Raw genomic sequence first — 8,982 nt, forward strand, 5'->3', positions numbered from 1 at the left:
TGCTGTCCAACTGGCCCCCGGTCTCCGTCGTGATGCCCGTGCTGAACGAGGAACGCCACCTCGAGGAGGCGGTCGGCCGCGTTCTCGACCAGGAGTACCCCGGCGAGCTGGAGGTCGTGCTCGCGATCGGGCCGGGCAAGGACCGGACCGAGGAGATCGCGGCCCGGCTGGCCGCGGCCGACTCCCGGATCACGATCGTTCCGAACCCGACCGGCAAGACGCCGGCCGGGCTGAACGTCGGCATCGCGCACGCCCGGCACGACATCGTCGTCCGCGTCGACGGGCACGGCGTCCTCACGCAGGGCTACATCACGCGCGCGGTCGAGGTGCTGGACGAGAGCGGCGCGGACAACGTCGGCGGCGTGATGGCGGCCGAGGGGCGGACGCCGTTCGAGATGGCCGTCGCCTGCGCGTACCGGTCCCGGCTCGGGCTCGGTGCCTCGACGTTCCACCAAGGTGGCAAGGCCGGACCGGCCGACACCGTGTACCTGGGCGTGTTCAAGCGGACGGCGCTCGAGCGGGTCGGCGGCTTCGACGAGTCGATGCACCGCGCCCAGGACTGGGAGCTGAACTACCGGATCCGCAAGACCGGTGGGCTGATCTGGTTCAGCCCGGACCTGTCGGTGACGTACCGCCCGCGCTCGTCGCTGTCGGCCGTCGCGAAGCAGTTCTTCCACACCGGCCAGTGGCGGCGCGAGGTGATCCGCCGGCACCCCGAGACCGCGAGCAAGCGGTACCTGGCTCCGCCGGTCGCCGTCGGCCTGCTCGCCGTCGGGCTGATCCTCGGCATCGTCGGCCTGATCGTCGGCAGCGCGATCCTCGACCTGGGCTTCATCATCCCGCTCGGCTACGCGCTGGCCATCATCGCCGGCTCCGCGATGGAAGGCCGCTACCTTCCGTGGAAGGCGCTCTTCTGGCTGCCGGCCGTGATCGCCACGATGCACGTCTCGTGGGGCCTCGGCTTCATCGTCGGCCTCCAGGAGAAGCCGGCCGGCCCGGCGCTCACCACACCGGGCCCGGCCTGACTCTCTGACGTACGGCGTCAGCGGCGCGTCATCGTGGACTCGTAGCCGCCACCGCCGGGGTAGACCCAGTTGCCGGCCATCACCTGGTCGCCGTCGGTGAACGTGCCCTCGAAGTACGCCGGGCTGCCCTTCGGTCCACCCCAGATGGTCAGCTTGTCGCCGTCCAGCTCGTAGGTGTAGTCGAGCGTGTTGCCCATCGAGTCGTAGAACCGCGAGTGCACGTCGGCGCTGGCCGGCTCGCCGAACGGGCGCAGGTTGCCGATGAACTCCGTTCCGGTGACCTGCTGGCCGTACTGCTCGAGCTCGACGGTCTGGATCAGGAAGTAGCCGCCCTCCATCCACTCGTACTTGACGACGCCCTCCGCGCCGCCGGTCACGGTCCACTCACCGACGAGCCGGTCGAGCGCCTTCAGGCCGGCGGTGGGGGCGGGCGTCACGTCGTACTCGGTCATCGCTGTCTCCTCTGGATCGGTGCGGGCCCTTGCTCGCACTCATCGCCACCTCGGAGCCGCTGCCGTGGTTTCAACATCCGCAGCGCTGTGACCTGGATCACTCACAGTCGGTGTTGAAGCCGGTGTCCCGGCGACGAGGTAGCGGTGACAGCACCGACCCGAGGAGCACCAGATGACGACATCCACCACCACCCGGCCGATCACCCGCCCGCTGCTGACCGTCGCCGCGCTCGCCGGGCCGCTCTTCTACACCGTCGCAATCGCCCAGATGCTGACCCGCGACGGCTTCGACCTGAGCGTCCACCCGATCAGTCAGCTGGCCACCGGATCACTCGGCTGGATCCAGATGATCAGTTTCGTGCTCACCGGACTGGGCGTGATCGCGCTCGCGATCGCCCGTCGCCGGCTGATCACCGAGGGCGCCGGCCGTCGTACGGTGCCGTTGTTCCTCGGCCTGTTCGGTGCCGGGTTCGTGGTCGCCGGGCTGTTCCGAATGGACCCGCAGAACGGCTTCCCGGTCGGTGCTCCCGCCGGTGAGGTCGAGATGTCCTGGCACAGCGTCGTGCACTCGGCCGGTGCGGCGACCGGCTTCGTCGCGCTCGCGGTCGCGTGCATCGTGCTGGTCGTCGACGCGGTCCGGCGCCGGGACGTCCGGGCGGCCGTCGGGCACGGGGTGGTCGCGTTGGTGATGCTGATCCCCGTGTCGCCGACCGGGGCGAGTGTGCAGATCGCATTGACTGGGGCGGTGGCCTTCACCTGGACCACCGTGTACGCCGTACAGCTGCGGCGCCGATGACCAACGGGAGAACGAGATGAAGTTCCTGCTGCTGAGCTACACCCCGGCGGACAGCTGGGACGGCGACAGCGCCGACGCGCCCTCGGAGGAGGCGTTGGCGGCGTACCAGGAGTTCGAGAAGGAGCTGCGGGAGACCGGCGAGTTCGTCACCAGCGAGGGGCTCGGGCACCCGGTCGTGACGACGACCGTGCGGAAGACCGCGGCCGGAGTCGTCGCGACCGACGGGCCGTTCGCGGAGCTGAAGGAGGTGCTGGCGAGCTTCGCGGTGATCGACTGCGTGAGCCTCGAGCGGGCCACCGACATCGTGACGCGGATGGTCGACGTCCTGGGCGAGCCGATGGAGATCCGGCCGATCATGGGCGACGACTTCGCTGCCTGAGATGGAGATCGAGGAGCTGCTGCGTGCGGAGGCGCCGCAGGTACTGGGTGCCCTCGTACGGCGGTTCAGCCGCTTCGACACCGCCGAGGACGCGACGCAGGAGGCCCTGCTGGTCGCGAGCCGCCGGTGGCCCGAGGAGGGGATCCCGGACGACCCGCGGAGCTGGCTGATCCGGGTCGGGTACCGGCGGATGGTCGACCTGCTGCGCTCCGAGCAGGCGGCCCGCCGGCGTGAGCAGGAGGTCGCCCAGGCCGATCCGGCGATCGTCGACCCGGCCGGTCCCGCGCCGCGGGTCGCCGACCAGGACGACGGTCTCCTGCTGCTCTTCCTGTGCTGCCATCCCGCGCTCTCGCCGCCGTCGCAGGTCGCGCTGACCCTGCGTGCGGTCGGCGGCCTGACGACCGCGGAGATCGCCCGCGCGTACGGCGCGGCCGAGCGGTCGATGTCGACCCGGATCAGCCGGGCCAAGCAGACGCTCAAGGACAGCGGCGCCCGGTTCACCGCGCCGACCGACGAGCACGACGAGCGGATCGCGGCCGTCATGCACGTGCTCTACCTGATCTTCAACGAGGGCTACACGGCGACCGGTGGCGACCGGCTCGCTCGGACGGACCTGTCGGCCGAGGCGATCCGGCTGACGCGGATGCTGCACCGGCTGCTGCCTGACGACGGCGAGGTCACCGGCCTGCTCGCTCTGATGCTGCTGACCGACTCACGCCGTACGACGCGAGCCGACGACACCAACGAACTCGTGCAACTGGAGGACCAGGATCGTTCGCGCTGGGACCAGGCCCAGATCGGCGAGGGTGCCGCCCTGATCGAGGCTGCCTGGACGCGACGCGCCGTTGGTCCGTACCAACTCCAGGCGGCGATCGCCGCGATCCACGCGCAATCGGCGAAAGCTGCCGAGACCGACTGGCCGCAGATCGCCGCGCTCTACCTCTGGCTGGAACGCCTTGCCCCCACCGCCCCGATCCGCCTCAGCCGCGTGGTCGCCGTCTCCAAGGCGTTCGGGCCGCAACGAGCGCTGGCCCTGCTCGACGAGCTCAATCGGACTCACCAGCTGGCCGAGGATCCGCTGGTGCAGCACCGAGCAGCCGCCGTACGGGCTCATCTCCTGGAGTCCACCGGCAAGCCGGCCGAGGCCCGCGCGGCCTACCTCACGGCCGCCGGCCTGACCACCAACGAGGTCGAACGCCGCTACCTCCTCAACCGGGCCCGCAGCCTCTAGCTGCACTCGGCCGCCAGATAGGCAACCCCGCCCCCGCACCCGCACCCGCACCCGCACCCGCACCCGCACCCGCACCCGCACCCGCACCCGCACCCGCCCCGCCCCGCCCCGCCCCCGCCTCCGGCCTCGGCCCTCGCCCCGTCGTGCCACCACGCGACTGTCGGGCACCACCTGCTGCCTGAAACCCGCCGGCCCTTTTCGCCACTTTGTGCACGAGCCAGCCATCTCCAGGCCCCTCAAACGGCTGGTTGGTGCACAAAGTCGACCGGCCGCCGGCGCCAGCCACCGGGCCGCGCTCGCGCCCGCGCCGGCCCGCGCCCGCTCACGTCCCGCGCCCCCGCGCCCGCGCTCGCGCCGGCGCCGGCCCGCGCCCGCTCACGTCCCGCGCCCCCGGCGCCCGCGCCCGCGTCCGCTCACGCTCACGCCCCGGCCCCGCGCCCGCGCCCGCTCACGCCCCGGCCCCGAGCCCGCTCACGCCGCGCGCCCGCGCCCGCTCACGCCCCGCGCCCCGCTCACGCCGCGCCCCGCGCTCGCGCTCGCGCCCGCTCACGCCCCGCGCCCGGCCCCGCGCCCGCTCACGCCGCGCCCCGCCCCCGCGCTCGCGCCCGCGCCCGCTCACGCCCCGGCCCCGCGCCCGCTCACGCCGCGCCCCCGCGCTCGCGCCCGCGCCCGCCCCGCGCCCCGGCCCCGAGCCCGCTCACGCCGCGCGCCCGCGCCCGCTCACGCCCCGCGCCCCGCTCACGCCGCGCCCGCGCTCGCGCTCGCGCCCGCTCACGCCCCGCGCCGCGGCCCGGCCCCGCGCCCGCTCACGCCGCGCGCCCGCGCCCGCCGCGCCCCGCGTGCTCGCGGGACTTTGTGCACCAGTCGGCCACATTCGTGGCGTCCGGACGGCTGGTGGGTGCACAAAGTGGAACTGTTGCGACTGGCCGGTGCACAAACTGGAGGGGAAGGGAGCGCGTGGGCGGTGCGGGGTCGCCGATGTCCTGGCCGCACATCTAGTTGACTGACTCGTTGTTTCACCACTGACGCGATGGATCGCGTCAGTCGCCGAACAACGCGTCAGTCGTCGAACAACGCGTCAGTCGTCGAACAACGGGTCAGTCGTCGAAACAACGGGGCAGTGGCGAAAGAACGTGCCGGCGACAGCTAGGCGATCCGGCGGAACTCGGTGGGGCTGACACCTCGGGTGCGTTTGAAGGCGGCGCTGAAGCCGAAGGCGTCCGAGTAGCCGACGGCGCGGGCGATCTCGGCGACGGTCGCGGCCTCGCGCTCGGCCAGGAGGTCGGCCGCGAGCGTCATGCGCCAGCTCGTGAGGTAGGTCAGCGGCGGTTCACCGACCAGATCGGCGAACCGTTTCGCCAGCGTCGCTCGCGACACCCCGGTCCGGTCGGCGATCGACGAGACCGTCCACGGCGCCGCCGGCTCGGCGTGCAGCAGCCGCAGCGCGTGGCCGACCACGGGATCGCGGTGGGCGGCGTACCAAGCCGGCGGTCTGCCACCGGGCCGGTCGAACCACTCGCGCAGTGCGCACACCAGCATCCAGTCCAGCAGACGATCCAGCACGACCTGCTGCCCCGGAGCGTCGATCGCGACCTCGGCCGCCAGCAGATCCCGTACGGCGTCCGCCGTACCGCCGAGCTCGACCCGCAACACGTCGGGCACCGCGTCCAGCAGCCGGCGGCCGATCTCCCCTCGGACCGGGTAGGCGCCGACGATCAGCGTGGTCGCACCGGCCGGCCCGTCGTCGTGCCAGCCGAGCCGGTGCAACGTCCCCCCGAGCTCCGGCCGCGCGCACTCCTCGCCACACTCGATCGGCTCGGCCGCGGTCCCGAGCTCGTCGACGAACCCGAACGGCGCGGGACCACGGACGATCACCGTCTCGCCGACCGCGAGGTGCTCGGGCGGGCGGCCGTCCTGGACGATCCACCCGCCGGTCCCCTCAAGCACGGTGCACAGCGTCAGCGGGGCGCCGTCGACGAACACCAGCGACCACGGCGCGGTCAGGGCCGTGCTGCCGAACAGCGACCCCTGGGCCCGTACGCCCCGGAACAGATCAGCGAAGGCGTCCATCCCGTCAGGCTAGACGATCACGCAGGTGATCCGGAGTCTCACCCATAGATTCGTCCGAGCCGACGGCGTTGAATCGGGGCATGAGCAACGACAAGCAGCTGACCGCCGAGGATCTCGAGTTCCTCGGACGCCCCCTGTACGGGTTCCTGACGGTGGCCGGTGGGCCGCAGCCGTCACAGCCCCGGCCGGTGTGGTTCGAGGCCACGGCCGACGGGAAGATCCAGCTCACGACGGAGCCGGACGCGCTGAAGGTCCGCCGCTTGCGCCGCGACCCGCGCGCGACGTTCGTGGTCGCGTCCCCGGTGGGGGAGCGCGAGCACTGGGTGTCGGTCGCCGGCAGCACCACGATCGATTCCGAAGGCGCCCAGGAACTGACCGCGCGGATGGCGGGCCGTTACTGGGACCTCAACGACCAGGCGCGCGCGGACCAGCTCGCCCAGATGCTGACCATCGACAACCTCCGCGTCGTGATCCACCCGGAGAGCGTCCGCCGCCTCGCGATCTAGTTGTACTGACCACGGACGTTGGTGACGGCGTGGCGTGCTGACATGGGGAAGACCTCCGGGTGAAGTGCGAGCTGCCAAGCAAACGCAGTTCACCGTCGGAGGTCTTCGTGTCCCACCGTAATGCCCCGTTGTCTGAGTTGGGTCGGTTGAGGCTTGCTCGTTGTGTCGTGGACGAGGGCTGGCCGTTGCGGCGGGCGGCTGAGCGGTTCCAGGTCTCGCCGACCACGGCCAAGCGCTGGGCCGGGCGTTACCGGGTTCAGGGCGCGGCGGGGATGGTGGATCGATCCAGCCGCCCGCACCGCAGCCCGGGACGTACCCCGACGCGCACCGAGCGGCGTGTGGTCAAGGTGCGGGTGATGCGCCGGTGGGGGCCGGCGCGGATCTCGTACCTGCTCGGGCTGAACCCGTCGACAGTGCACCGGATCCTGCGCCGCTACAACCTCACCCGGTTGACACACCTGGACCGCGCGACCGGGCGAGTGATCCGCCGCTACGAACACGACGCACCCGGCGACCTGGTCCACGTCGACATCAAAAAGCTCGGCAACATCCCCGACGGCGGCGGCCACCGAACTGTCGGCCGCCAGGCCGGGCAACGCCACCGCACCCGCACCGCCGGCAAGACCCGCGACCGCAACGGCAACAGCCACATCGGCTACAGCTACGTCCACAACGCCGTCGACGACCACTCCCGCCTCGCCTACTCCGAAGTCCTGCCCGACGAACGCAAAGAAACCGCCGCCGCGTTCTGGCAACGCGCCCAACGCTTCTTCACCAGCCACGGCATCACCATCAAACGAGTCCTCACCGACAACGGCAGCTGCTACAAGTCACGCCTGTGGGCACAAACCCTGTCCGAGGCCGGGATCACCCACAAACGCACCCGGCCCTACCGGCCGCAAACCAACGGCAAAGTCGAACGCTTCAACCGCACCCTGCTCGAAGAATGGGCCTACGCCCACCCCTACCAATCCGAAACCGAACGACGCGCCACCCTCACCACCTGGCTCCACACCTACAATCACCACCGCGGCCACACCGCACTCGGCGGCCAACCACCAGCCACCCGCGTCACCAACCTCACAGGTCAGTACATCTAGTGCCAGTTGCTGATCTGCACGTCGTCCGGCGAGGGTGCGCCCTTGCCGGTCTCGACGTAGTCCTTGAGGCTCAGCAGGTACGACGCCCACTTGGTCGAGCAGTGGTTCATGAACTCGACCGGCTCCTTCCAGCCCTCGTGGGCGAACAGCACGACGGTGTGCTCGCCGTCCTGCTTCAGGTCGAAGGTGATCGTCGTGCCCAGCCACTCCTCGGGGCCTTCGGCGACCTCCCAGCGGACCCGGTCGGGCTTGATTTCGACGACCCTCATGTCGAACCCACCCGGGATGAACCGGAACTTGATCACCCCGTCGACCGACGCGTCGCCCTCGGTGTCGGTGGTCCACCACGAGGCCAGGCCGTCGATGGTGGTGAGGGCCGGCAGGACGTCGTCCGCGGTCGTGGACCTGGTGGCGATGCGGTGCAGGATGTCGGGCATGGTCAGTGCTCCTTCTTCTTCGGTGGTACGGATTCGGACTTCTTCTGAAGGGTTTCGGCGAGGCGCTTGATGCGCTGCAGGCGGCGGTCCCAGGTGGCGCCGACGTCGGCCAGCTGGGCCGCGGCCCTGGCCAGTTGCGCGTCGTCGACCTGGTAGCGCATCTCGCGGCCCGCGGGGGCGACGTGGACGAGGCCGACCCGATCCAGGACGCCGAGGTGCTTGGCGACGGCCTGGCGGGTGACGGGGAGCTGCTCGCTGAGGGTGGTCGCCGTACCGGGACCGCTGGTGAGCAGCAGGTCGAGCATCCGGCGCCTGGTCGGGTCGCCGATCGCGGACCAGAGGTCGTCGTCGATCATCGCGCGGCCAGCTTGTCGACGTACTGGCCGAGCCGGGGGAGGAAGAAGTCCCAGCCGTTCTCGTGGTCGCGGTACTGCTCCTCCAGTACGGCGACCTCCCAGCCCTGCTCGCGGAAGCCGGTCTCGGTCAGCTTGAGCGTCGTACCGGAACCGGCCGGGACGAGCTCGAAGGTGACCAGCAGCGAGTTGGCCGTGGCGGCCGGCTCGCCGACCGGGTGGGTCCAGCGGAACGAGAACAGCCGGGGCTTCTCGACCTCGACCACGGTGATCGCGACGGCCTTCGGGTCGTCGGTGCCCTGGTCGAAGACGATCCGGCCGCTGCCGCCGGGGGCCGGCGGGTAGTCGGCCTCGTCGGGCCACCACTCGCGGACGTGCTCGGGGCTGCTGACCACGTCGAACACCACGTCCGGGCTGGCGTCGATGTGGATCTCGCGTTCGAGGGTGCCGTACTCCATGAGAGGACTCCTGGGTGATCTGCAACGTTTGGTTGCACATCACTGTAGTCACGCAACCATCGGTTGCACAAGCCCTCAAAGAAGAACCCCGGGTCCGCTGAACTGCTCCCCAGAAGTTGGACTGAGAAATTCAGTTCCGACTCCTGGGGAGCTTTCGTATGGATCGACGTAGTTC

Annotated in this window: 11 protein-coding genes; 6 read left to right on the top strand and 5 right to left on the bottom strand. The window is 71.0% G+C overall.

The window, feature by feature from the left end; all coding sequences use genetic code 11:
• The first annotated feature begins 2 nt into the window (after window positions 1-2).
• Complete coding sequence (locus ACLQ2O_RS32195) at window positions 3-1,025, top strand: glycosyltransferase family 2 protein (protein WP_425839131.1); 1,023 nt, start codon at window positions 3-5, stop codon at window positions 1,023-1,025.
• A gap of 17 nt (window positions 1,026-1,042) precedes the next feature.
• Here the strand turns inward: ACLQ2O_RS32195 and ACLQ2O_RS32200 are convergent, their stop codons facing one another.
• Entirely contained in the window at window positions 1,043-1,477 is a 435-nt protein-coding gene (locus ACLQ2O_RS32200; RefSeq protein WP_425839082.1) for a hypothetical protein, read from the bottom strand.
• Window positions 1,478-1,649: 172 nt separating this feature from the next.
• On the opposite strand from ACLQ2O_RS32200, the gene ACLQ2O_RS32205 reads away from it, so the two are divergent.
• From ACLQ2O_RS32205 to ACLQ2O_RS32215, 3 genes are read left to right on the top strand one after another with little or no spacing between them, the layout of a single operon-like run.
• The gene (locus ACLQ2O_RS32205) at window positions 1,650-2,273 is read left to right on the top strand and encodes a DUF998 domain-containing protein (RefSeq protein WP_425839085.1); all 624 of its coding nucleotides are present in this window, start codon (window positions 1,650-1,652) and stop codon (window positions 2,271-2,273) included.
• Between the two features lie 16 nt (window positions 2,274-2,289).
• Window positions 2,290-2,652, top strand: coding sequence for a YciI family protein (locus ACLQ2O_RS32210; RefSeq protein WP_425839088.1), 363 nt, complete (start codon window positions 2,290-2,292; stop codon window positions 2,650-2,652).
• 1 nt (window position 2,653) lies between these two features.
• Entirely contained in the window at window positions 2,654-3,883 is a 1,230-nt protein-coding gene (locus ACLQ2O_RS32215) for an RNA polymerase sigma factor (RefSeq protein ID WP_425839091.1), read from the top strand.
• Window positions 3,884-5,029: 1,146 nt separating this feature from the next.
• Here ACLQ2O_RS32215 and ACLQ2O_RS32220 read toward each other — a convergent pair.
• Window positions 5,030-5,953 (bottom strand): cupin domain-containing protein, encoded by a 924-nt coding sequence (locus ACLQ2O_RS32220; protein WP_425839094.1) that lies wholly within the window; start codon window positions 5,951-5,953, stop codon window positions 5,030-5,032.
• A gap of 80 nt (window positions 5,954-6,033) precedes the next feature.
• On the opposite strand from ACLQ2O_RS32220, the gene ACLQ2O_RS32225 reads away from it, so the two are divergent.
• Both ACLQ2O_RS32225 and ACLQ2O_RS32230 read left to right on the top strand, forming a co-directional pair.
• The gene (locus tag ACLQ2O_RS32225; protein WP_425839097.1) at window positions 6,034-6,459 is read left to right on the top strand and encodes a pyridoxamine 5'-phosphate oxidase family protein; all 426 of its coding nucleotides are present in this window, start codon (window positions 6,034-6,036) and stop codon (window positions 6,457-6,459) included.
• A 107-nt stretch (window positions 6,460-6,566) separates the two neighbouring features.
• Complete coding sequence (locus tag ACLQ2O_RS32230) at window positions 6,567-7,559, top strand: IS481 family transposase (RefSeq protein ID WP_425839100.1); 993 nt, start codon at window positions 6,567-6,569, stop codon at window positions 7,557-7,559.
• Here the strand turns inward: ACLQ2O_RS32230 and ACLQ2O_RS32235 are convergent.
• Genes ACLQ2O_RS32235 through ACLQ2O_RS32245 form a run of 3 tightly spaced genes read right to left on the bottom strand, consistent with a single transcriptional unit; the run spans window position 7,556 to window position 8,807 of the window.
• Complete coding sequence (locus ACLQ2O_RS32235) at window positions 7,556-7,996, bottom strand: SRPBCC family protein (RefSeq protein ID WP_425839103.1); 441 nt, start codon at window positions 7,994-7,996, stop codon at window positions 7,556-7,558. The two genes, ACLQ2O_RS32230 and ACLQ2O_RS32235, sit on opposite strands and share 4 nt — an antisense overlap.
• A gap of 2 nt (window positions 7,997-7,998) precedes the next feature.
• A complete protein-coding gene (locus ACLQ2O_RS32240) occupies window positions 7,999-8,352 on the bottom strand; it encodes an ArsR/SmtB family transcription factor (RefSeq protein WP_425839106.1) in 354 nt (117 codons plus the stop codon).
• Window positions 8,349-8,807 carry an SRPBCC family protein gene (locus ACLQ2O_RS32245; RefSeq protein WP_425839109.1) on the bottom strand — a complete coding sequence of 153 codons (459 nt, stop codon included), beginning with the start codon at window positions 8,805-8,807 and terminating at the stop codon, window positions 8,349-8,351. The genes ACLQ2O_RS32240 and ACLQ2O_RS32245 overlap by 4 nt, the downstream gene beginning before the upstream one ends.
• Window positions 8,808-8,982: the final 175 nt, after the last annotated feature.

Origin of the sequence: Kribbella sp. DT2 (assembly GCF_049844575.1) — a bacterium.
Classification (GTDB): Bacteria; Actinomycetota; Actinomycetes; order Propionibacteriales; family Kribbellaceae; genus Kribbella.